Origin of the sequence: Nitrospirillum guaranorum, from assembly GCF_034653275.1 — a bacterium.
Taxonomy (GTDB): domain Bacteria; phylum Pseudomonadota; class Alphaproteobacteria; order Azospirillales; family Azospirillaceae; genus Nitrospirillum.
Genome location: NZ_JAYEES010000003.1, coordinates 944,301 through 968,169, shown reverse-complemented (window position 1 = coordinate 968,169; position 23,869 = coordinate 944,301). Strand labels below are relative to the sequence as shown.

17 protein-coding genes are annotated in these 23,869 nt (G+C 66.9%); 9 read left to right on the top strand and 8 right to left on the bottom strand.

Translation table 11 applies throughout. The annotated features are described in order from the left end of the window. Positions 1–89: 89 nt before the first annotated feature. Positions 90–1,382: an NAD(P)/FAD-dependent oxidoreductase gene (locus UAJ10_RS13335; protein WP_322915791.1), complete on the bottom strand. Its 1,293-nt coding sequence runs from the start codon at positions 1,380–1,382 to the stop codon at positions 90–92. 98 nt (positions 1,383–1,480) lie between these two features. On the opposite strand from UAJ10_RS13335, the gene UAJ10_RS13330 reads away from it, so the two are divergent. Continuing rightward, positions 1,481–2,383 (top strand): dihydrodipicolinate synthase family protein, encoded by a 903-nt coding sequence (locus UAJ10_RS13330; RefSeq protein ID WP_322915790.1) that lies wholly within the window; start codon positions 1,481–1,483, stop codon positions 2,381–2,383. Positions 2,384–2,583: 200 nt separating this feature from the next. Continuing rightward, positions 2,584–3,630 (top strand): 4-hydroxyproline epimerase, encoded by a 1,047-nt coding sequence (locus UAJ10_RS13325; RefSeq protein WP_322915789.1) that lies wholly within the window; start codon positions 2,584–2,586, stop codon positions 3,628–3,630. A gap of 239 nt (positions 3,631–3,869) precedes the next feature. Here the strand turns inward: UAJ10_RS13325 and UAJ10_RS13320 are convergent, their stop codons facing one another. Together UAJ10_RS13320 and UAJ10_RS13315 are read right to left on the bottom strand one after the other, a co-directional pair. Then, the gene (locus UAJ10_RS13320; protein WP_322915788.1) at positions 3,870–5,087 is read right to left on the bottom strand and encodes a M24 family metallopeptidase; all 1,218 of its coding nucleotides are present in this window, start codon (positions 5,085–5,087) and stop codon (positions 3,870–3,872) included. A 31-nt stretch (positions 5,088–5,118) separates the two neighbouring features. Continuing rightward, a complete protein-coding gene (locus tag UAJ10_RS13315; protein WP_322915787.1) occupies positions 5,119–6,852 on the bottom strand; it encodes a peptide MFS transporter in 1,734 nt (577 codons plus the stop codon). Positions 6,853–7,190: 338 nt separating this feature from the next. On the opposite strand from UAJ10_RS13315, the gene UAJ10_RS13310 reads away from it, so the two are divergent. Both UAJ10_RS13310 and UAJ10_RS13305 read left to right on the top strand, forming a co-directional pair. Beyond that, positions 7,191–7,853 (top strand): GntR family transcriptional regulator, encoded by a 663-nt coding sequence (locus tag UAJ10_RS13310; RefSeq protein WP_322915786.1) that lies wholly within the window; start codon positions 7,191–7,193, stop codon positions 7,851–7,853. A 409-nt stretch (positions 7,854–8,262) separates the two neighbouring features. Continuing rightward, entirely contained in the window at positions 8,263–8,421 is a 159-nt protein-coding gene (locus UAJ10_RS13305; RefSeq protein ID WP_322915785.1) for a hypothetical protein, read from the top strand. 13 nt (positions 8,422–8,434) lie between these two features. Here the strand turns inward: UAJ10_RS13305 and UAJ10_RS13300 are convergent, their stop codons facing one another. After that, positions 8,435–9,004 (bottom strand): hydrolase, encoded by a 570-nt coding sequence (locus UAJ10_RS13300; protein ID WP_322915784.1) that lies wholly within the window; start codon positions 9,002–9,004, stop codon positions 8,435–8,437. Between the two features lie 81 nt (positions 9,005–9,085). Between UAJ10_RS13300 and UAJ10_RS13295 the strand changes: the two genes are divergently transcribed. Beyond that, positions 9,086–9,760: a TetR/AcrR family transcriptional regulator gene (locus UAJ10_RS13295; protein WP_322915783.1), complete on the top strand. Its 675-nt coding sequence runs from the start codon at positions 9,086–9,088 to the stop codon at positions 9,758–9,760. Here the strand turns inward: UAJ10_RS13295 and UAJ10_RS13290 are convergent. After that, entirely contained in the window at positions 9,757–10,920 is a 1,164-nt protein-coding gene (locus UAJ10_RS13290) for an NtaA/DmoA family FMN-dependent monooxygenase (RefSeq protein ID WP_322915782.1), read from the bottom strand. The genes UAJ10_RS13295 and UAJ10_RS13290 overlap by 4 nt on opposite strands. Beyond that, positions 10,869–11,129: a hypothetical protein gene (locus UAJ10_RS13285; RefSeq protein ID WP_322915781.1), complete on the bottom strand. Its 261-nt coding sequence runs from the start codon at positions 11,127–11,129 to the stop codon at positions 10,869–10,871. Before UAJ10_RS13285 ends, UAJ10_RS13290 begins: the two co-directional genes overlap by 52 nt. Positions 11,130–11,309: 180 nt before the next feature. Between UAJ10_RS13285 and UAJ10_RS13280 the strand changes: the two genes are divergently transcribed. The 3 genes from UAJ10_RS13280 (at position 11,310) to UAJ10_RS13270 (ending at position 19,190) form a co-directional block, all read left to right on the top strand. Then, complete coding sequence (locus UAJ10_RS13280; protein WP_322915780.1) at positions 11,310–12,254, top strand: outer membrane lipoprotein; 945 nt, start codon at positions 11,310–11,312, stop codon at positions 12,252–12,254. 12 nt (positions 12,255–12,266) lie between these two features. Continuing rightward, a complete protein-coding gene (gene pip / locus UAJ10_RS13275) occupies positions 12,267–13,235 on the top strand; it encodes a prolyl aminopeptidase (RefSeq protein ID WP_322915779.1) in 969 nt (322 codons plus the stop codon). Positions 13,236–14,099: 864 nt separating this feature from the next. Next, positions 14,100–19,190 carry a beta strand repeat-containing protein gene (locus tag UAJ10_RS13270; protein WP_322915778.1) on the top strand — a complete coding sequence of 1,697 codons (5,091 nt, stop codon included), beginning with the start codon at positions 14,100–14,102 and terminating at the stop codon, positions 19,188–19,190. A 90-nt stretch (positions 19,191–19,280) separates the two neighbouring features. Here the strand turns inward: UAJ10_RS13270 and UAJ10_RS13265 are convergent, their stop codons facing one another. Continuing rightward, complete coding sequence (locus UAJ10_RS13265; protein ID WP_322915777.1) at positions 19,281–20,360, bottom strand: alpha/beta fold hydrolase; 1,080 nt, start codon at positions 20,358–20,360, stop codon at positions 19,281–19,283. Between the two features lie 144 nt (positions 20,361–20,504). After that, positions 20,505–22,178 (bottom strand): methyl-accepting chemotaxis protein, encoded by a 1,674-nt coding sequence (locus UAJ10_RS13260; RefSeq protein ID WP_322915776.1) that lies wholly within the window; start codon positions 22,176–22,178, stop codon positions 20,505–20,507. A 219-nt stretch (positions 22,179–22,397) separates the two neighbouring features. On the opposite strand from UAJ10_RS13260, the gene UAJ10_RS13255 reads away from it, so the two are divergent. Continuing rightward, on the top strand, positions 22,398–23,822 hold the full coding sequence (locus tag UAJ10_RS13255; protein ID WP_322915775.1) for a class I SAM-dependent methyltransferase: 1,425 nt from the start codon (positions 22,398–22,400) through the stop codon (positions 23,820–23,822). Positions 23,823–23,869 lie beyond the last annotated feature (47 nt).

The window sequence follows — 23,869 nt, the reverse complement described above, 5'->3', positions numbered from 1 at the left end:
TATTTTGGGATACTGTATACGATACTGCATCATAGAGAACTACGCCTCCGGTCATAGGACGGAAGTAGACCCCGTTACGGGGAGGGCCTTCAGGAAAAGCGGTCCAGCGCCATGGCCGGATCGGGCAGCGCCCGGCCGGCGATGATGTCGGCCATGCGCCGCGCGCTGACGGCCGCCAGGGTCAGGCCCAGATGCTGGTGTCCGCAGGCGGCATAGAGGCCGGGATGGCGGCGGCTGGCGTCCAGCATGGGCAGGTAGTCGGGCAGGCTGGGGCGGCAGCCGGTCCACTCCGAGCTCTCCGCCCCCGGCGCCATCAGGCCGACCTCGCGCAGGTGGTGCCGCAGCAGGGCCGGGCGGCGGGGGTCGGGCGCGTCATGCGGCCCGCTGAAATCGGTGAAGCTGGTGGCGCGCAGGCCCATGGCCATGGGCGTCACGATGACGGTGCGGTTCTCGAACACCACCGGGCGGTCCAGGATGGGCGCGTCGGCCCCGCCCGGCACCACCACGTGATAGCCGCGCTCCGCGATCATGGGCACGCGATAGCCCAAGGGCTCCAGCAGCGATCCGGAGTCGACACCCAAGGCGACCAGCACCGCGTCGGCGCCGATGACCCCGCCGGCATGCCGCAGGCGCCAGCCGGCGCCGCCCCTTTCCAGCCCCTGGATGTCGGCCTTTTCGATGCGCCCGCCGCGCGCGACGAAGGCGGCGGCCAGATCCTGGGTCAGGCCAAAGGGATCGTTGACGTGGCCGGTGCCTGTGTAGGTCATGCCGCCCGTGACACGCTGCCGCAGGGCATCGGGCAGGTCGGGCCAATCGCCCGGGTTGGGCCCCCAGTTCGTGGCGGGCACGCCCAAGCGCTGGGCGGCGGCGACGGACGCGGCGATGGCGGCGCCGGGCGCGGCACTTTCCCATACGCTATGGTGGCCCCGTGTCTGCAGGCGCCCTTCCGCGCCGGTGCCCACCAGCAGGGTGCGCCAGTCCTGCACCACCGTCTCGATAAGGCCGGACAGCACCGCCGTGCCGCGGGCGTGGGCCCGGGGCAGGCAGGCCGCCAGGAAATCCCTGGCCCAACCGCGCGCCAGGATGGGCAGGGCCCCCTTTCGGATGCCCAGCGGCCCCGTCGAGTCCAGCAACAGGCCCGGCACGCGCCGCAAGGTGGCGAAGGAGGCCAGGGGCGACAACTGTTCCGTGGCGATGTGACCCGCATTACCATAGGAACAACCAAGACCCGGCTCATCCCGGTCGATCAGGATGACGTCATGGCCGTCGCGCACCAGGGCCAGGGCCGTGGCGGTGCCCACCACGCCGGCGCCCACCACCGCGATGGTGCCGGATCCTGGCCGGAACGGCATGGGTGGGTTGCTGGCATCGGCGACAGGCATGTGCAGAGTCCCTTGATTGGATACAATATCCCATTATACTATCCATCACGGCGCTTCCCGACAAGCGCGTATGGCGGAAACGTGAAAGGTTTTAAGAGATGTCCCTGCCCAACTGGCGCGGTGTGTTCCCCGCGGTGACCACGCAGTTCAACGAAGACCTCAGCATCAACCTGACGGAAACCCAGCGGGTGATCGACGGCCTGATCCGCGACGGCGTGCACGGCCTGATCATCATGGGCACCGTGGGCGAAAACAACTCCCTGGAACCGGAAGAGAAGCGCCAGGTCCTGGCCGCCGCCAAGGAAGTGACCGCCGGCCGCGTGCCCGTGATCACCGGCGTGTCGGAACTGACCACGCCGCGTGCCGCCGCCTACGCCAAGGATGCGGAGAAGATCGGCGCCGACGGCCTGATGCTGCTGCCGGCCATGGTCTACGTGCCGACCGAGGAAGAGCTGTTCCGCCACTTCGCCACCGTCGCCGGCGCCTCGGCCTTGCCCATCATGCTGTACAACAACCCGCCGGCCTACCGCGTGGACATCAGCGTGCCGCTGCTGCAGCGCCTGGCGGAGATCCCGACCATCGTGGCGCTGAAGGAATCGGCCCCGGACACCCGCCGCTTCACCGACCTGGCCAATGCCATCGACAAGTCGAAGATGATGCTGATGGCGGGCCTGGACGACGTCGCCCTGGAAGGTCTGCTGCTGGGTGCTAAGGGCTGGATCTCCGGCCTGACCAACGCCTTCCCCAAGGAGTCGGTGGCCCTCTATGACGCCGTCGTCGCCGGCGACCTGGCCAAGGCCCGCGCCATCTACCGCTGGTTCCTGCCGCTGCTGCACCTGGATGCCCGCCACGACCTGGTGCAGAGCATCAAGTTGGCCGAGCAGGTCATGGGCCGTGGCTCCGAGCGGGTGCGTCCGCCGCGCTACATCCTGGAAGGCAAGACCCGCGCCGACGTGATCGCCATGGTCGAGAAGGCCGCCGCGACCCGTCCGAGTCTTTAAGTAGTTGCCTCAGGCACCGGCGGGGCATCCGCCCCTTGGCTATCCTCGCTGCGCCCTTCGGTACTCGCTCCGGCGCCCGCCGTCGCGGGCTAGCGAGGTTGGAACTGGGGAACCAGTTCCAACCTCGCGAGTCCCCTTAGGTCCCTAAGTCCTAGTACGCGTAGTCCTTAGTTCCACCGTCTGCCTCAAGGCCTGATCCCATGACCACCGCCCCCAGTGCCCCGACCGGCGATCCCGTGCTGCCCACCGGGCGCCAAACCTTTGCCTGCATCGACGGGCATACCTGCGGCAACCCGGTGCGGCTGGTCATGGGCGGCCACCCGCCCCTGGTGGGCGCCACCATGAGCGAGAAGCGCCAGGACTTCCTGTCGCGCTTCGACTGGATCCGCACGGCGCTGTGTTTCGAGCCGCGCGGCCACGACATGATGTCGGGCGGCTTCGTCTACCCGCCCTGCAGCCCGGAGGCCGACGCCGCCATCCTGTTCATCGAGACCTCGGGCTGCCTGCCCATGTGCGGCCACGGCACCATCGGCATGGTGACCTTCGCGCTGGAGCACGGCCTGATCCGCCCGCGCACGCCGGGCAAGCTGGTGCTGGACGTGCCCGCCGGCCAGATCGGCGTCGAGTATGAGATGGCCGCCGGCAAGGTGGCCTGGGTGCGGCTGTTCAACATCGACAGCTTCCTCCACACCCGCGGCGTCACCATCGAGGTGCCGGAGCTGGGCCCCCTCACGCTGGACATCAGCTACGGCGGCAATTTCTACGGCATCATCGAGCCGCAAGGCGCCTACAAGGGCATCGACCACCTGGGCAGCCAGAAGATCATCCACTACAGCGGCCTGGTGCGGCAGCTGGTGCGGGAGAAGATCACCCCGGTCCATCCGCTGGACAGCACCATCCGGGGCCTGAGCCACGTGATGTGGGTGGACCGGCCCAAGCACCCCGAGGCCCATGGCCGCAACGCCGTGTTCTACGGCGACCGCGCCATCGACCGGTCCCCCTGCGGCACCGGCACCTCCGCCCGCATGGCCCACCTGGCCGCCCAGGGCAAGCTCAGCGTCGGCCAGAGCTTCGTGCATGAGAGCATCATCGGCAGCCTGTTCGAAGGCCGCGTGGAAAGCGCCGGCACGCTCGGCGACTACGCCAGCATCCGCCCGTCCATCAAGGGCTGGGCGGTGCAGACCGGCCTCAACACCATTTACGTCGACCCCACCCAGGATCCGTTCTGGCGTGGCTTCCAGGTCTAAGTCCCGAGCCTGACTTAGACCCTGGTTTTTCCTCCCAAGGCACATCCTTGAAAGGGCCGGTCCTCGCGGATCGGCCCTTCTTTTATGCGCCCAGGCACCGCCTTGTCTCAGGCGCCCCAGCGGCATGAGCCCAAGCTCATGCCGTAGGCTGCGACCGCAGCCGCCGGAAGTTTTGGGCTTAAGCCCTGAACTGAGGACAAGCCAAGGGGCGGATGCCCCGCCGGCGCCTGAGGCGGCCGTCAGCCATGCAACCCGAAGGGATTGTCCACGTCCGTCGGCGGGGTGGTGAACCAGCGGGGGCCGTCCTCGGTCATGTAGACGTGGTCCTCGAAGCGGACGCCGAACTTGCCGTAGAGGCACAGCATGGGCTCCACGCTGAAGCACAGGCCGGCCTCCAGCGGCTGCTTGTTGCCGCCGACGATGTAGGCGGGCTCGTGCAGGTCCAGACCCACGCCATGGCCGGTGCGGTGCGGGCAGCCGGGCACCTGGTAGCCGGGGCCGTAGCCGCGGGACTCCAGGAAGCTGCGGGCGGCCTGGTCCACCACCTCGCACGGGACGCCGATCCGGGCGGCGTTGAAGGCCGCCATCTGGGCGTCGCGCTCATCCTCCCACACCCGGCGGTATTCGGGGGTGGCGTGGCCGAAGGTGTAGCAGCGGGTGATGTCGGACTTATATCCCTCGATGGCGCAGCCGGTGTCGATCAGGACGGGGTCGCCCTCCTTCAGGAACCACTCGCCGGGGGCGCCGTGGGGATAGGCCGTGGCCTCGCCGAACTGCACGGCGCAGAAGGTGTTGCCACCGTCGGCCCCCAGCGCGCGGTGGGCCTGGCCGATGAAGGACACCACCTCGGCCGGGGTGATGCCGGGGCGCAGGATGCCGGCGGCCAGGCGATGGACCTCCAGCGTGATGGCCTTGGCATGGGACAGCAGCGCGATCTCATGCGCCGACTTCACCCGGCGGCAGGCCTCCGTCAGGGAGCGGGCGTCCACCAGGGTGGCCTGGGGCAGGCTTGCGGCCAGGTCGAAGAACACGCCGGCATAGCCCAGGGCGTCCACCGCCACCGTGGCGCCGCCGCCGGACTGGCCGCGCACCAGGTCGGCCACCAGGGCGTAGGCGCTTTCATCCTCCTGCCAGGTGCGAACCTCGTCACCCACGATGATATGGCCGCGCAGCTTGGGTTCCTCGAACGTCGGGCAGACATAGATGGGGTCGCCGTCCTTCAGGATCACGGCCGCCGTCAGCCGCTCGCTGGGGTGCCAATCCAGGCCGGTGAAGTAGAGGAGGTTGCTGGACGCCGGCAGCAGCAGGGCATCCACCTTGCGCGCCGCCATGTGGGCCCGCACCGCCTCGATCCGGGCGCGGTATTCCTCCGCCGTGATGGGCTGCACCGCCGCCCGCCGGGACTTCAAGGTCGACAGCACCGCCGGGGCCGACAGCCCCCCTACACCCTTGGTCATGGTCTCAAACCCGCTTCTCTGGGATCACACATCAATCATTCAGGCGGCGCAGCGGCACCACCAGCAACAGCAGCAAGACGGCCGCGGCGCAGGACCACAGGCCGGCCTTGAGGTACACCGCCTGGTAGGAGGCCAGCTGCACCGCCGCCGGCAGGCTGCCGTCCACCACCGTGGCCTGGGCCACCAGGGCGCTCAGGCGCTGGCCATAGGCCGTGGACAGGAACCACAGCCCCACCAGCAGGCTGGTGATGGCCGGCGGCGACAGGCGGGTGATGGAGGACAGGCCGATGGGGGACAGGCACAGCTCCCCCACCTCTTGCAGCAGATAGAGCGACAGCAGCCAGGCCACGCCCACGCGCAGTCCCGCCGGCGTCACCTCGATGCCGAAGGCCAGGGCCAGGAAGCCCAGGCCGACGAACAGCACGCCCAGGCCGAACTTGGTCACCGGGCCGGGGTCGCGGTGGCGGCCGTCCAGCCAGCGCCACAGGGCCGCCAGCGGCAAGGCCAACAGGATGACGAAGGCCTTGTCCGGGAACTGCAGCACGGGGGCCGGCACCAGCACGGGGCCGATATGGCGGTCCGTCCATTCGGCGGCGAAGACGTTCAGCGAGGCCGGGCCCTGGTAGAACAGGGTCCAGTACAGCACCGATACCAGCATGAGCAGCAGCAGCAGCGCCAAGTGGCGACGCTGGCGCGCGTCGCACCGGCGGGCGAACCAGAAGACGGCGGCCAGGCCGGCCACGGCGGCGATGTCCAGCACATGGCCCACCACCGTCGGGTGGTCGACGATCAGCCAGGCGCCCAGCGCCACCGCCAGGCCGCCGGCCAGGGCCAGCACGCCGCCCGGCCCGCCGCTGGCGGCACTCGGCCCCCCCTCGGCCACCGGCAGTTCCGGGGGCAGCAGGCGGCGCCCCAGGGAGAAGGTGGCCAGCGCCACGGCCATGCCGATGCCGGCGGCGCCGAAGCCCCATTCCCAGCCCAGCGCGGCGCCCAGCCAGCCGCACACGATGCTGCCCATCAGGCCGCCGGCGTTGATGCCCAGGTAGAAGATCAGGAAGCCACGGTCGCGCGCCGCGTGGCGCTGGCCATAGAGGCGGCCGACCAGGGCGGAGATGTTGGGCTTCAGCATGCCCACGCCGGCGGCGATGAGGGCCAGCGACAGGTAGAACAGCTTCAGCCCGCCGGCGTCCGGCGTCTTTTCCAGGCGTCCCCGCAGGGTGAGGGCGGCGCCGTCGGGACCGACATAGGTCAGGACGCGGGCGTCCGGGTCATCGCCCTGCACGCTGCCCAGGCTGGTGATCACCTGGGCGGTGCCGTTCACCACCACCTGGCGGGCGCCCTCCTCCCCTTCCGCGGGATAAAGGATGGGACGCTTCAGGTCGTAGGTGGCGTCCGGCGTCACCAGCCGTTCCACCGTCTGCGCCGGCTGCCAGGCCATGAGGCCGTGGCCCAGCATCAGCAGGACGGCGCCGGCCCGCACCGCGTGGCGGGCCCCCACCCAGCGGTCGGCCATGAAGCCGCCGACCACCGGGCACATGTAGACCAGCACACCGAAAGCCCCCAGCTCGGCGTAGGCCGACACCTTGTCCATGGACAGGTGCCACAGCAGGAAGAAAATCAGGATGGACTGCAGGCCGTAGTAGGAGAACCGCTCCCAGAACTCGACCGCGAACAGCAGGTAGAGGCCGGGGGGATGGCCGCCATGGTCTTCCCTGCCCTCCGCCGGGCCGTTCTCCGCGCCATCCGCGCCCACCATCACCGCCATGCCCCGCCCGTCCCCGTTATCGTCCAGTGGATGTACCAGGGTATCATGCCGCCGGGCCGTCCTGGTGGGGCGATAGCGTATCGGATACGATATCCAAACTGTCAAGCATAGCGCCGCCGGCACCCATACTGGCATCCGGACGGACGGCGGGGAATGCTATCGCTTGAGGCTGAACGGGAACTAGACCGGGCCATGCACCAACTGCCCATGGCGCGGCACCCCCGAACCGTCTAGCGTATTTTAGAAAATCAATTGCTTTTACATCCGATATCAGGATGTTCAGAGGCAAATCACAGGGCCGCCTTTTTCCAATCCGCCCCCCGTCAAGAAGCCACCAAATGATCGCACGCGCCAAGATCGAACGGAAATCCCTGTCGGCCCAGGTGGTTGACGCCTTGCGGCAGATGATCCTGTCCGGGGAATACGCGCTGGGTGCGCAGCTGCGGCAGGATGAGATCGCACAGAAGCTGGGGGTCAGCCGCATCCCGGTGCGCGAGGCGCTGCAGCAGCTGGAGGCGGAAGGCCTGGTGGCCACCATCCCCTACAAGGGCTCGGTCGTGGCCCAGCTGTCGCCCGCCCAGGTGCGGGAATATTTCGAGGTGCGGCTGCTGCTGGAAATCGACCTGCTGCGCCGCGCCATCCCGCAGCTGACGCCCAAGCAGATCAAGAAGGCGGAAGGCGTGATCAAGGAACTGCATAGCGCCGAGGCCGGCCGCTGGGGCGCCTTGAACTGGCAGCTGCATGAGTCGCTGTATGAGCCGGCCCAGCGGCCGGTGATGCTGGACATGGTGAAGCGCATCCACGACAGCCTGGACCGTTATGTCCGGCTGCACCTGTCCATGACCCCCGCCATCCACGACCGCTCCATGGCCGAGCATGAGCAGCTGGTGGCCCTGTGCCGCGACGGCAAGGGCGATGAGGCCGTGGAGGTGTTGCGTGGCCATCTGACCCATGCGCTGGAGGAACTGGTGGTGTTCCTGGAAGGCCAAGAGGCGGCGTAGGTCGTTTTCCTCAAGCGCCGGCGTCCCCATCCGGGGACTTGGCTTCCTCGCTGCGCCCTGCGGTGCTCGCTCCGGCGGCTGCGGTCACAGCCTATTCGTTTGCTCAGGAGCCTCGGGCTGGACTTGGCGGTCGCCGTGCCTCATAGGCCGGGCGTATCCGCCGCCCGGCGTGGCCTAAGGCTTAGGCGCAGGGGGCGGCGCCCTTTGGCGGACTGGTGAAGATTCCGGCGGATTCGTAAAAACAGCCCGCGCAACCGCTGGCCTGCGGCGGCGCAAAGCCCCTTCGTGCCAGGGTGATCCCGCCCCTCCCGCGTATGCCGGAGGGGCGGTCACGAAAAGGCTATTTGCGAATCATTCTTAATATCATTACTGTGCCATACAGTTTCCACCGAGGCGGAAGGGCCCCACCATGCCAATGCTGGAGATCGAGGAAGCGACGCTGGACGAATTGCTGGCCGAACCCATCGTGCGCCTGATGATGGAGCGTGACCGCGTGACGGAGGGGGAGATCCGGACCCTGGTCCATGAGACCTGCCCCCTGCTCTTCACCTTCCTCTTCGCCGCCTGACGCGCCCGTGGATTCAGCCCAGCGTGATGGCGTCGCTGGTGGTCCGGCGGCCAAGGCGCGGGAAGATGGTGTTCAGCGCGAAGTCCTGCATCTCGGCATTGAAGGTGCTCATGGCATCGGTCGGGAACACCAGGGCATAGCCATGTTCCCAGGCGCCACGCGCCGTGGATTCCACGCCGATGTTGGTGGCGATGCCCGCCAGCACGATGGTGGTGATGCCCCGGCGGCGCAGCTGCAGATCCAGATCCGTGCCGTAGAAGGCGCCCCACTGGCGCTTGGTGATGATGATGTCGACCGGCTTCACCAAATCCTCATCCAGCGTCGCCCAGTTGGCCGGGAAGCCGCCCGGCGGCACGATCATGGCCTGGTCCGTGGCCTGGCGCGGCGCATCGCTGAAATCAGGTGCGAACGCCACGCGCACCAGCACCACCGGCGCCTCGGCCGCGCGGAAACGGTCGGCCAGCGCCTTGGACCGGGCCAGCACCTCAGCCCCAGTATAAGGGGCCAGCGGCAGGTTCAGAATGCCGTGCTGCAGGTCGATCAGCACGAGGGCGGTGGTCTTCGGGTCCAGATTGATGCTCATGACAACCTCGGGATTCGGGGGATGGACGGCAGGCGCCGGGAATGGGAATATGAGGGCACCCTCATGAAAAGATTTATGAGAATGTCCTCACAAAAGTCAACAGCCGACACCGCCGTGCCCAATATTGCCGCGCCCAATGCCGCATCCCCGGAAGGCGCGCCCCCCACCGGCCCCAAGATGCCCACCCGCGAACGGGGCCGCGCCCGCGTGGCCGCCCTGCTGGCCGCCGCCAGCACCGTGTTCGCGGAAAAGGGCTATGACGCCGCCACGATGACGGAGATCGCGGCCAAGGCGGGGGCGCCCATCGGCTCGCTCTACCAATTCTTCCCCACCAAGGCCGTGCTGGCCGACGCCCTGCTGGCAGGATACGCCGACGCGCTGGTGGCCTTGCTGGCGACGGTGGAGGCGCGCGCCGCCACCCTGTCCCCGGCCGAACTGGCGGCCGATCTGCTGGCCGTGCTGCCCAGCCTGAAGGTGGAACGCGCCGCCGCCTTCGCCCTGATCGACGCCCGGCCCGACATGGTGGCGCAGCAGGGCGCCCTGCGCGCCGGCCTGCGCCGGGGCATCGCCGCCATCCTGCGCGCCAAGTCCCCCGCCCTGCCGGCGGAGCGGGCGGCCGCCATGGCCGTCACCCTGCTGCAGATGATGAAGGGCGCCGCCGCCCTGGGCGATGAGCCCGACCTGGCCCAGGGCCGGGAGGCCCTGGCCGGGCTGGAGCACGCCGCCAGCCTGTTCCTGGAGGACGCGCTGGGCTAAGCCGGCCAGCGCCGGCTGGCGGCAGGGTGGGCGTCGGGCAGGCGGGGGCCCCGTGACCCGGGGCCGGACAGCTTTTCGCGCAGGGTGCCGGGCGTGTACGCCGTCTTGTAGGCGCCGCGCCGCTGCAACTCCGGCACCACCAGATCGACGAAGTCGCCGAAGCATTCCGGCGTCACCGTGCGCGCCAGGATGAAGCCGTCGACGTCCGCCTCGCGCACCCAGGCCATCAGCTCATCCGCCACCGTGGCCGGTCCGCCGACGATGGGAACCTGCCGGCCGCCCAGGCTCAGCCCCTCCACCAGGCCGCGCCGGGTCAGCACCTTGTCCGGCCGGCGGGCGGCCTGGTTCTCGATGTTGGAGGTGACGGCCTGGCTCTGCCCGGCGTGGATGGGCTCATCCCACCCCTTGGCGGCGAAGTCGATGCCCAGGGAGGCGGAGGCATGGGCCAAGGCGCCCTCGACACTGGCATGGCGCTCATAGTCCGCGCGCTTGGCTTGGGCCAGGGCGTCGGTCTCATCCACCACGACGGTGGCGCCGACGAACACCTTCAGGTCGGCGGGGTCACGGCCCAGGCTGCGGGCCAGGTCGCGCAGGTCAGCCACCAGGCGGGCGACGTGGGGCTTGGGTCCGCCGTTGACGAAGACGCATTCGGCGTGCGCGGCGGCGAATTTACGCCCCCGCTCGGACGACCCCGCCTGGTACAGCACGGGCGTGCGCTGGGGTGACGGCTCGCACAGGTGCGTCCCTTCCATCCGGAAATGGGGGCCGTGGTGGCGCACGGCGCGGACACGGGCCGGGTCGGCATAGACACCGCCCTCGCGATCCCGGCGCACGGCGTCGTCGGCCCAGCTGCCTTCCCACAGGCGGTAGACCAGGTCCATGTATTCCTCGGCCACGGCATAGCGGTCGTCATGCGCCGCCTGCCCGTCCAGGCCCAGGGCGCGGGCGGCGCTGTCGAGGTATCCCGTGACGATGTTCCAGCCGACCCGCCCGCCGGTCAGATGGTCCAGCGTGCTCATGCGCCGGGCGAAGGTGTAGGGCGGCTCGTAACTCAGGTTGGCGGTGACACCGAAGCCCAGGTGGGTGGTGGCCGCCGCCATGGCCGGGATCAGCAGCAGGGGATCGCCCACCGGCACCTGCACCGCCTCGCGCACCGCCATGTCGGCCCCCCCTGGTAGACGTCGTAGACGCCCAACACGTCGGCCAGGAACAGCCCGTCGAACAGGCCCCGCTCCAGCGTGCGCGCCAGATCCATCCAATAGACCAGGTCGGTGTATTGCGTCGAACGGTCGCGCGGGTGGCGCCACAGGCCCTGGTGGATATGGCCGACGCAGTTCATGTCGAAGGCGTTGAGGCGGATCTGCTTCATGGCGGGGACGTCCGGCTTGGGCCCGGGGGCGGGAGCGGGCGCCATGATGGCAAGTTGACCACATTGCCGCCATGAAATTGCCAAGTGACACCCAGTGGCGGATCTCCTATGACACGGGGCTGTTCATACAGCCTATCCGGGGTATTACGCGCCCCGGTCGTTTCAGGGAACGGCTCCCCCGTGTCGCGATCCATCCGGTTCGGCCTGACGGCCGCTGTCGCCTTTGTCGCCCCCGCCCTGCTGGCGGGGTGCGCCGCCGACTATTCGCCCAACACCTACAACGCCACCGCCGTGCAGCAGGCCAACAAGGCCGAGCCGGGCGTCATCATCGGCTTCCGCCAGGTGTCGATCAGCGCCAGCGGCGCGGTGGGCGCCGTGGCCGGCGGGGCGGCCGGCGGCATCCTGGGCTCGCAGATCGGCCCCAACGGCGCCCTGGGCGCCGTGGGCGGCACCGTGGTCGGCACCATCGTCGGCACCAGCGCGGAACACATGACCGGCGACACCACCGGCTGGGAATACATCGTGCGCAAGCCCAACGGCGACTTGCTGTCGGTGACCCAGCGCGAGCCCACGCCCATCCCGCTGGGGCAGAAGGTGCTGGTCATCACCGGCAACCAAGCGCGCATCGTTCCCGACTACACCGTCAACATCGATCCCGAACCGAAGCCGGAGCCCAAGGCCGAGGCGAAGCCGGAGAAGCCGGCCAAGCACGCGGCCCCCACCCCCGTGACGCCAACTCCCGTGACGCCCGCGCCCGTGGCCACCACGCCGGAAGCGGCACCGGCGTCCCCGGCCCCAGTGATCCCGGCCGAGCCCGCCCCCGCCGCCACGGCGCCGCAGCCCGAACCGGTGGCCCCGGCGGCGCAGCCCCAACCGCAAGGCCAGTCCGGCGTGGCGCCCGCCGCGCCGCAGGAGGCGGCGCCGGCCCAGCCCCCGGTTGCCCAACCCAAGGCGGACATCCCGGCGGAGACGCCCAAGGCCGACCCCGCCCCGGCACCGGCCCCCCAGGCGGCTCCCCAGCCCGCCGCCTCACAGCCGGACACCGCCCCCAAAACCGGCTGGGTCCCGGCGGAGGCCGAATCGGCCCCGGCGGCCACCGCCACCGACGGCGACGCGCCCAAATAAGGACACGGCCCCATGCCCACCCCGGTGACCGCGCTGCGCACGCTCTACCCCGCCATCGAGCCCTATGAGACCGGCACGTTGGATGTCGGCGACGGGCACGTGATTTATTACGAGCGGTGCGGCACGCGGGGGGCCAAGCCCGTGGTCTTCCTGCACGGCGGCCCCGGCGGCGGCACCAGCCCCGGCCAGCGCCGCCTGTTCGACCCGGCCCTTTACGACATCCTGCTGTTCGACCAGCGCGGCTGCGGCAAATCCACCCCGCACGCCAGCCTGGAGGCCAACACCACCTGGCACCTGGTGGCGGACATCGAGCGCCTGCGCGTCATGGTGGGCGTGGACAAGTGGCAGGTGTTCGGCGGCTCCTGGGGCTCCACCCTGGCGCTGGCCTATGCCGAGGCGCATCCCGACCGGGTGAGCGAGCTGGTGCTGCGCGGCATCTACACCCTGACCAAGGGGGAGCTGCTCTGGTACTACCAGTTCGGCGCGTCTGAGCTGTTCCCCGACAAGTGGGAACGCTTCCAGGCCCCCATCCCGGAAGCGGAGCGCCATGACATGATGGCGGCCTATCACCGCCGCCTCACGGGCGATGACGAGGCGGCCAAGCTGGAGGCGGCCAAGGCGTGGACCATCTGGGAGGGGGAGACGGTCACCCTGCTGCCCAATCCCGAATATTCCGCCCCCTTCAAGGACGGGCACTTCGCCCTGGCCTTCGCCCGTATCGAGAACCACTATTTCGTGCACGGCGCCTGGCTGGACGAAGGGCAGCTGGTGCGCGACGTGGGCCGCATCCGCCACATCCCGGCGACCATCGTCCACGGCCGCTACGACATGCCCTGCCCCGCCCGCTACGCCTATGCCCTGCACAAGGCCTGGCCGGAGGCGGACTTCCACCTGATCGAGGGCGCCGGCCACGCCCACGCCGAGCCCGGTATCCTGGACCAACTGATCCGCGCCACCGACCGCTACGCCGGAAAGGAATAGGCGCCGGCCCCGGTCGCCTCCTGCTGATTCCGTACAGGCGCACGCGGGAAGATCCTACTTTTACTTCCCCGTGAATTGGTCGCCGCTCAGGATCGGGGAGTGCTTCCGCGCCTATACGTTAAAAAGTATTGTTGAATATTTACGTGCGTGGCGGAGTTTTTGCTTCGGCAATATACTCCGCACGTCTAATGCATGCGACACATCCAGCGGCTGAAGGCGATTGAGGAATATATCGATACGTCACCAAATAGTTTCCGCGCCACGCCCCGACCGGACCGATTCCTTCGCCAACATGCGCGGATGCAACTGATATATTAACGCGCTTCGTCACTGCTGAAGTTAATTGGCCGCAAGCCAGGGACCATACGATATACCCAGGAAGATCTAGAGGCGGAGTGCGGCAAATATACCGGGCCATTCCGTCGGAAATAATTTAAATTCCATCCAAAATCAACGAGGAACTCCAACAAAAATCCCTGTAATTGCAGAGCTCATATCGCATATCGGCCACACAAAGTGACGATATTTGAATTATTGATAAATGCCGTGGCGATAAATAATTAAATTAGTATATTATCATTAATAATTGGCTATTTTTATATATTTATTCTACGCAGCTATATGCAGTTATATTTTCGAAATTTTATCAATACCGCATCATGTGCTCGGCTTTTTTCTAAAACAATCCCCAATTAAGCGACATAGTGTTGCAGTTTATACTTACAATCCCAGTTCCAGAACGCCGGGCGAGCAGTGTCACTAACCTTTTGATGCTTAAAATAGACAAAAGAGTTATGCTTTTCCGCAAACACGTCTTAAACTAGCAAAATAATCCATAGGTTAACGTATTAACGAAGGTGATTTATGGCCTCGGCGTGGAGCGACCTTGAAGCTTTGAATTACATTGCTTCATATTCGGACCTCATTGCGGCGCTCGGGGCCGACCCCAATGCGGGGCGTGCTCATTATAATGGCAGCGGCTGGCTTGAAGGTCGGACCGTCAACTTTGACGCTCTGGCGTATATCGCATCTTATGGTGATCTCATCGCCGCCTTCGGCACCGACGCTGAGGCCGGCGCCCGACACTACATCCTTGCCGGGCATGCCGAAGGCCGCGCCGTAACCTTCGACGGCCTCGCCTATATCGCCTCCTACGGCGACCTCATCGCCGCCTTCGGCGCCGACGCCGACGCCGGCGCCCGGCACTACATCGTCGCCGGACATGCCGAGGGCCGCGCCGTAACCTTCGACGGCCTCGCCTATATCGCCTCCTACGGCGACCTCATCGCCGCCTTCGGCGCCGACGCCGACGCCGGCGCCCGACACTACATCGTCGCCGGACATGCCGAGGGCCGAACCGTAACCTTCGACGGCCTCGCCTACATCGCCTCATACGGCGACCTCATCGCCGCCTTCGGCGCCAATGCCGATGCCGGCGCCCGGCACTACATCGTCGCCGGACATGCCGAGGGCCGAACCGTAACCTTCGACGGCCTCGCCTACATCGCCTCCTACGGCGACCTCATCGCCGCCTTCGGCGCCAATGCCGACGCCGGCGCCCGGCACTACATCGTCGCCGGGCATGCCGAGGGCCGAACCGTAACCTTCGATGGCCTCGCCTACATCGCCTCCTACGGCGACCTCATCGCCGCCTTCGGCGCCAATGCCGACGCCGGCGCCCGGCACTACATCGTCGCCGGACATGCCGAGGGCCGGACCGTAACCTTCGATGCCGTCGCCTATCTGCTGACCCATCCCGATCTGGCGGGTCTGGGCATCCAAGGGGCCACCACGCAGTGGATCCAGTATGGCTATGCCCATGGCAGCGACAATGGCGGCGCGACGTTCGGCCATGAGCAAACAAATCACGGGCTCGCCCTGGGGCAGCAGACCGCAGGCGCCATCGACACCGCGGGCGACCATGACTGGTACCAGTTGACTCTCACCGCCGGCCAGCAGATTGCAGTTCTACTTAAGTTCGCCGCCGGCACCGGTGCCGGTGTCGTTACGGTATATGATGCCACTGGCCGGCAAATCACCTCAGATTCGGCGACGTCAGGCACGGCTGTCGCCGCCTTCACCGCCAGTCAAACGGGCAGCTACTATATAACAACCAACGCCACTGGCGGCGCCACTGGCAGCTACACCCTATCAGCCAAAACCATGGCGATGGGGACACCAGGGAACGACACGCTAACGGGCACAAGCGGCGATGATGTGTTGGTTGGATTGGCCGGCAACGACGCCCTAACCGATAGGGCCGGCGGTAACGACCAGTTGTTTGGTCAGGATGGCAACGACACGCTGACCATTTCCCGCTTAGGAACTGCAGCGTCCAACACGGTACTCCTGGACGGTGGTGCCGGCGACGACACCCTATCATTTGACGGAGGCGACCGCCTCACTGACACCGTCACCGCCGAAGGCGGAACCGGCAATGACGTCATTTCCATTCTGGGGGCTGCCAACGCGACCATCGACGCCGGCGATGGCGACGATGTCGTAACCATCAACCTGGGCGGCACCGCCACTGTCACATTGGGCGCCGGTGCCGACACAGTGACCCTTGCCGAACCGGCCGTCAGATCCGCAGGCGAGTCCATTACGGTGACCGACTTCCAGCCTGGCATCGACCAACTGAATCTTACGCCGTATCTTACGATTGCAAGCAACTGGAACACATTAACCAATCCCTTCGCCAACGGCATTCTGCGATTGGTACAGTCGGGTGCGGACACCCAACTGCAAATTGACCCCACCGGCGGCGGGACCAATTGGTCCACCCTCATCACCTTCCAGAACACCACCGCCAGCGCTTTCACGGCACGGGATCTGGGTTACGATCCAAACGGCTGGATCTACGGCACCACTGCCGCCGACACGATTTCGGGTACGCCCAGCATCTATAAAATCCGTGGGCTAGACGGCAACGACAGTATTACCGGCGGTGATGGAAACAATGTGCTGGAGGGTGGAAACGGCGACGACACGTTGATTGGCGGCACCGGTGATGATGTGCTGTACGGCAACAACGCCGATAACAGCGGTGGAGACACCGGCGCCGATTTTCTGGCTGACAGCCGAGGGGGCAACGACCGACTGTTCGGCCAAGATGGCAACGATATCCTCACCGTCAATCGAATCGGCCTTATGGCGGCCAGCACAGTGCTCCTGGACGGGGGGGCCGGGGACGACAGCCTGATTTTCACTGGCCTCTACAAGGATACCGTCACACTTGTCGGCGGCGCCGGCAATGACACCATCACGGCGACCGGCGCCTCGACCGCCACAATCAATGCGGGCGACGGCAACGATGTCGTAACCGTTGACGCGGCCGGCCAGCAGACAAGCACGGTGACGCTGGGCGCGGGCACCGATACCCTGGTCCCCAACTGGACAACCCCGATAACGCCAATCGCCGGCACCATAACCGTCACCGATTTCCAGGTAGGTACGGATCAGGTGCAGTTGGGCACCTTCCTCGGCCATGTTTTAACCAATTGGAACCAGAACCTGAATCCCTTCGGGAACGGTTTCCTGCGCCTGATGCAATCGGGCAGTGATACGCTGTTGCAACTGGACGCCAACGGCGGCGGCGACAGCTGGTCCACCTTCATCACCTTCCAGAACACCACCGCTGGCACCTTCACCGCGCATGACCTGGGATACACCCCGGACGGTTCCACCATCGGCACCGCCGGCAACGATACGCTGACCGACACGACGGTGGGCGGCAGCAGGCTGTTCGGCCTGGATGGTAATGACACGCTGACGGTGAATAGGTTCTCGGACCCGACCGCCGATACCATACTCCTGGACGGTGGTGCCGGCGACGACACCCTGTCGTTTGACGGAGGCCGCCGCCTCAATGACACCGCCACCGCCAAAGGCGGAACAGGCAATGACGTCATTTCCATTCTGGGAGCTGCCAACGCGACCATCGACGCCGGCGACGGTGACGATGTCGTGACCGTCGAACTGGACGGCACCGCCACCGTCACATTGGGCGCCGGTGCCGACACCCTGAACCTCACGCAGTCAACGGGGCAGCTTGGCGGAAAACCTCTCACCGTCACCGACTTCCAGCCGGGTACGGATCAGGTCACGCTGAACAACTTCCAATATTTGACGGCTCTGGCTGGCTGGAACCAGGACACAAACCCTTTCGGCGGCTTCCTGCGATTGACGCAATCGGGTAGCGATACCCTGCTGGAGGTCAACCCGAATGGTGGCAATGCCGGCTGGTCCACCCTCATCACCTTCCAGAACACCACCGCCAGCGCCTTTACCGCGCGAGACCTGGGCTACGCCCCCGATGGCTCCACGACGGGTACCGCAGGGAATGACACCCTACGGGGCGGCGCCAGCAACGACTTTCTTTATGGCGGCGCGGGTGACGACGATCTGGAGGACAATAACGGCGGCAGCAACCAGCTTTTCGGCCAGGATGGGAACGATAGCCTTTTGGTGCGCCCCCCAGAAGGATCGCCGGCGGCGACCGATCTGCTGGATGGTGGTGACGGAAATGACAGCCTTTTCTATGGCGCTTATTGGGATGCGAACCGTAACCTCGATACCGTGACCCTGGTGGGGGGAACCGGGAACGATACGGTCACGGCTGTCGGCGCGGCCCAGGCCACGCTCGATGGTGGCGATGGGGCCGACGTCCTCTCCGCCACCGGTGGGCAGGTCACGCTGACGGGGGGCGCGGGCGACGACAATCTTTCCGTCGACCGCGTGAGCCAAGCCGTACTCAGCGGCGGCGACGGGGCCGACACCCTATCCGCGGTCGGCGGCGTGACGACCCTCGACGGTGGGGCGGGAGACGATGTTATAACCGTCGACATGGGTTCGGGTATGTACACCGTCACCTTGGGCGATGGGGCGGACACCCTGACACTTACGCAGTATCCCTTCACGGCCACCAATGCGACCGTCACCGTCACCGATTTCCAGGTGGGCACGGACACGCTGGCGCTGAGTTCCTATTTGAATAACGCGTTGAGCGGCTGGGACCAGCGTTTGAACCCCTTCGCAGGCTTCCTTCGTCTAACACAATCCGGCAGCGACACCCTGCTGCAAATCAATGCCAACGGTAGCGGAAGCACCTGGGCGACGCTCGTCACATTCCAGAACACGACCGCGAGCGCTTTTACCACCCGGGACCTGGGATATGCGCCCGACGGCTCCACCACTGGCACCGCGGGAGACGACACCATCCAAGGGTCGATTTTCGCGGATTCCCTCTATGGCGGTGCGGGTAATGACTATCTGGCAGACAGCGCTGGCGGCAACGATCAGATGTTCGGCCAGGACGGCGATGACACGTTATCCGTCACCCGATACGGATCCATGCTGACCAGTACCGTCTTGATGGATGGCGGCCTTGGCAATGACTCACTGACCTTCGATGGCAGCGGCCGTTCCTCAGGATTGGACACGGTCACAATGACCGGCGGCGCCGGTAATGACGCCCTCACGGTAAAAGGCGCGGCCCAGGCCACGCTCGATGGCGGAGATGGAGCCGACGTTCTTTCCGCCAGCGGCGGGGTTGCCACCCTGGATGGCGGCGCTGGCGACGATTCCGTGACCGTCGACATGGCGAGCGGCACCTACACGGTCACACTGGGCGATGGGGCGGACACGATTTCTGCAGCAACGGCTCTCAACGTCTATAATCCGAGCACCACGATCAACGTCACCGACTTTCAGGTCGGAACCGACCACCTAGCCCTTTCAGCCATGTTGGGACAGGTGCTGTCTGGGTGGGTGAACACCACCAACCCGTTCGACGGCGGCTATCTGCAACTGAAGCAGTCGGGCAGCGACACCCTGTTGCAAATCGATACCAACGGCGGCGGCGATAATTGGTCAACCTTGATGACCCTGCAGAATACCACCGCCACCAGCTTCACCAGCAGCGACCTGGGCTATACCCCCACCCGCATCACCTGAGGCGGATCGATCCCGGCGCGTAAAAGCAAAGCCGGCCGGGGGCTTCCCGCGGCCGGCTTTTTTTCATGCCGCGCACCCGGGCGGCGGCGCTTACTTCAGCACTTCCTCCAGCGCGCCCTTCCACACCTTGGCCTGGGTCAGGGTCTGGTGGCCGCGCGTCTGGTCGGAGGCGGGGATCAGGACGTAGCGGCCGCTGGGGATGCGCTTCATGGCCGCCTCCATCACGCCCAGCTCGGCCGGGTTCAGCAGGTCGTCGGCGAAGTTCACGGCCACCAGCTTGGCCTTGATCTTCTCCAGGTCCGGCCCGGGGTCGTAGTCGTACGACGATTCGAACCAGTAGAGGTAATCGTTGGCGTCCACGGTCTTGGCGTAATCCGCCACCCACCGGTCATAGAGGGTGGTGGCCGCCGCGCGGCTGGGAGCCTGCTGCTGCAAAACCGAAGCGTTGTTGACCATGATCTGGAAGATGGGCAGGGCGCGGGTGTAGGCGGTGGGCTGGGCCGTGTAGTCGCCGCCCTTCCACTCCGGATCGTTGCGGATGGCCTCGATGATCAACTGGCGCCACAGCATGTTGCGGCCGGAAATGGCCACGGGCTGCGAGGCGATGGGCATCAGCGCGTCCATCATGTCCGGATGCCGTTCCCCCCAGATCCAGGTCTGCATGCCGCCCATGGACGTGCCGGCGACCAGCTTCAGGTGCTTGATGCCCAGGCCTTCGGTCACGATGCGGTATTGCCCCTCCACCGCGTCGACATAGCCGTAGTGGGGGAAGCGGCCCTTCAACCCGTCCGACGGCTTGGAGGAGCCGCCGTGGCCGATGCCGTCGGCCAGGATGATGAAATACTTGGCGGCGTCCAGCGGCTGGCCCGGCCCGAACAACTCCCCGCCCAGGCTGGGGTTCAGGAAATTGCGGCCGCTGCCGGTGGTGCCGTGCAGCAGCAGCACCCCGTTGGTGATGGCGCCCGAGGCGTCACGCTGGGGCGTGCCCAGGGTGGTGTAATGGAACTTCGCGTCGGCCAGATGCGCCCCATTGGTCAGGGGGAAGTCATGGACCACGACATCGCCTTCCATCTGGTTGGGATAGCTGGCCGGCGCGCTGTCGGCGGCGCGGGTCTCGCCGGCTAGGGCCAGCGCCGTGGTCAGGGCCAGGGTGGAAAGCCAGGCTTTCATCGATATTCCTTCCGCCTTCGGCCCCGCGCCACCCGATGGCGGCGGCGGGACCGTTTATTTGTCCGCACCAGGGACGGTCCACCCGAACCGGCCCCGTCGCAAGGATGTTTTCCCGACGGGTCACGGCCCCTTCAGGCCGTGCCCTTAGGCCGCGCGCAGGGCCGCCAGGAAGGTCGAGACGCGGGTGCGCAGGCCGTCAGCCTGGGACGACAGGTCGTCGGCGGCCATCAGCACCTCCCCCGCCACGGCGCCGGTCTCGCCCGCCACCTGGCGCACGCCGTTCATGCCGGCGCTGACCTCACTGGTGCCGCGCGCGGCCTCGGCCACGTTGCGGGCGATCTCCTGCGTGGCCGCCCCCTGTTCCTCCACCGCCGCGGCGATGGTGGTGGTGATGTGGTCGATCTCGCCGATGGTCTGGCCGATGGCGGCGATGGCGCTGGCCGCCTCCCCCGTCGCGGACTGCATGGATTCGATCTGCTGGCGAATGTCGTTGGTGGCCCGTTCCGTCTGGTTGGCCAGGGCTTTCACCTCGCTGGCCACGACGGCGAAACCCTTGCCCGCCTCACCCGCGCGCGCCGCCTCGATGGTGGCGTTCAGCGCCAGCAGGTTGGTCTGCCCGGCGATGTCGCTGATCAGCGCCACGACGGCGCCAATCTGCTGGGCGGCTTCCGTCAGGCTGGTCACGGCGACGTTGGTGCGCGTCGCCTCCGCCACCGCCTTGGCGGCGATGGTGGCGGACACGGAAACTTGGCGGCCGATCTCCCCGATGCTGGCACCCAACTCCTCGGCCGCCACGGCCACGGTCTGCACGTTGGCGGCCGCCTGTTCCGAGGCGCCGGCCACCGCCACCGCGTCGCGGGCGCCGGTGTCGGCGATGCGGGTCAGGCTCTCCGCCGTTTCATGCAGGCCGCTGGAGGCCTGGGTGACCGACTGCAAGGTGTGGGCGACGTCGATGTCGAAGGTCTGGACCAGGGCGTCCACCCGGTTGGCGCGCTCGGTCTTGGCCGCAGCCTCCGCCGCCTGGGTGGCGGCCAGTTCATCCACCTGGCGCATGCTGGTGCGGAACACGTCGACGGCGCGCGCCATGTCGCCCACCTCGTCCCGCCGGCCGGTGGCGTCCAGGGTGAAGCCATAGTCCTTCTGCGCCAGGCGGCGCATCACGGCGGCCAGACGGGCCAGGTGCTGCACCACATCCCGGTCCAGCCACAGCACGGCGCCCACCGACACCAGCATCGCCACAAGGGCGAAGATGGAGATGCTCCACAATGCATGGGTGTAGGCGGACTGCACCACGTCGTTGGCCTTGGCGGCGCCGGCGCGGTCATACGCGCTGAGCGCCTCCAGCGATTCCTGCACCTTGCGGAAGGTGGCCACGATGTCGCCGTTCATGGCCTTTTCCGCCTGCTCGTGGTTCTGCTTGGCGGTTTCGAACGCGGCGGCCATGCTGGCCTCATACGGGCCGCGCAGGGCCTGGTACCTGGCGTACAGCGCCGCCATCTCACCCGTATGGCCCACGCCCTCGAACCGCGCCACGGCCGCGTTCAGGTCGGCCGTCTGCTTGCCATATAGCTTGATGGCCTCGTCCCGCGCCTTGTCGTCCCCCGCCGCCACGACGCGGCCCGCCGAGATGCGTTGGCGGGCGGTGAAGGCCTTCATGTCGCCCACCGCGTCCACCGAGGGCAGCCAGACATCGCGGATTTCCGTGGCGGCGCTGTTGATCGTGCCGATCCGCCATAGGGACAGCAGGCTGATGGCGATGGTCAGCAGTAACAGGCCACCGAACGCGGCCAATAACTTGGGGCGGAGGGCGAGATTCATAAAATTCACCGTAAATGCTATCGAGCGCGCAGTAATTCAACCTTGAAGGTCGCAGCTTATAAGCGCTCTGTTACCCTTTGATGTGATGCGTCGAATCCGCCCATCGGCCATGTTTCAACCGCATTCTGAATCACCCCATCCCTTTTACTCTCGACAGCGGGGCCGCCTGGGGCCAAGGTCTGCGCCAAGGACAAACATAAGTGCGAAGGACCAGGGTCGATGAGCGGCAACAAGGCCATCCCCGGCGGCGGCACGCCAGAAGGCATCGTGCAGGACGACGTTCACCGCTATGTGACGGGCATCGCCTACCTGCGCCGCTATTACCAGGAACTGAACCCGGCCTCGATCGCCTACGCCGCCCTGCAGTGCGGCTACCAGGCGCCGCGCCTGGACCGGCCCTTCCGCTACCTGGACCTGGGCTGCGGCCATGGCTACAGCCCGACGCTGTTCGCCAGCCTGTTCCCCCAGGGCCAGTTCATGGGCGTGGACTTCAACCCCGTGCACATCACCAGCGCCGAAGCCCTGCGCCGCGCCGCCGGCATCACCAATGCCAGCTTCAGCGCCGCCAGCTTCCAAGACTTGGCGACGGAAGAAGACGGGCCTATCGCCGACTGCGACTTCATCGTCATGCACGGCATCATGAGCTGGGTCAGCGAGACGGTGCGGCGGGAGATCGGGGCCGTCATCCGCCGCCGGCTGAAGCCCGGCGGCATCGTCTACGCCAGCTATAACTGCCAGCCGGGCTGGGCCGGCAAGATGCCCATCCGCGCCCTGATGGTCGACGCCTACGCCGTCACCACCGGCACGGTGGAGGAACGGGTGGGCAAGGTCCGCGCCTTCCTGCGGCAGATGGCGGACACGGGCGCCCTGTACTTCGAATCGAACCCGGCCATCGAACAGCAGCTGCAGGCCATCGAGACGCTGGACGCCAGCTATATCGTGCACGAGTACCTGAACGAGTACTGGCGCGTCTTCTATCACAAGGAGATCGCGACCTTCATGGCCAACCACGGCGCCGGCTTCATCGGGTCGGGCACCGCCGCCGACAACGTCCCCCTGCTGGCCGTGCCGGAGAAGCCGCGCGCCCTGATGGCCGCCATGCCCAATGCGCTGCTGCGCGAGGGCGTGCGCGACATGGCCCTGAACCGTCAGTTCCGCCGCGACATCTATGCCTGCGACCTGGCGCCCCTGAACATCAACGACCTGATCGCCGCCCACCGCGCCACCCGCTACAGCCTGGCCCGCCGGCGGGCCGACTGCCCCATGGTGGTGCCGCGGTCCTTCGGCGACGTCGCCCTGCACGAGGGCATCTTCAACCCGCTGCTGGACCGGCTGGCGGCCGGCGCCACCACCTTCGACGATCTGGTGGGCGTGCCGCCGCTGAACGACTGGGCGGCGGCCGACCAGATCCAGGCGCTGCAGGTGCTGGTGGGCGCGGAATACATCCGCCCGATTGTGGATGGTGCCGGTGTGGACGCCGACAGCGACAGCGTGCGCCGCTTCAACCAGGTGGCCCTGGCCGCCGCCCGCGCCGAGGGCCAGCCCGAGGTGGCCCTGGCCGCCCCGTCCCGGTCCGGCGCCTTGCGCGTCACCTTGACCGACACCACCAACCTGCCGGTGGACCTGCCGGGCGCGGAATTCTAGGACAGCGGACTGGAAAGCGGGGACAAGGTAAGCCGCCGGATGGCGGC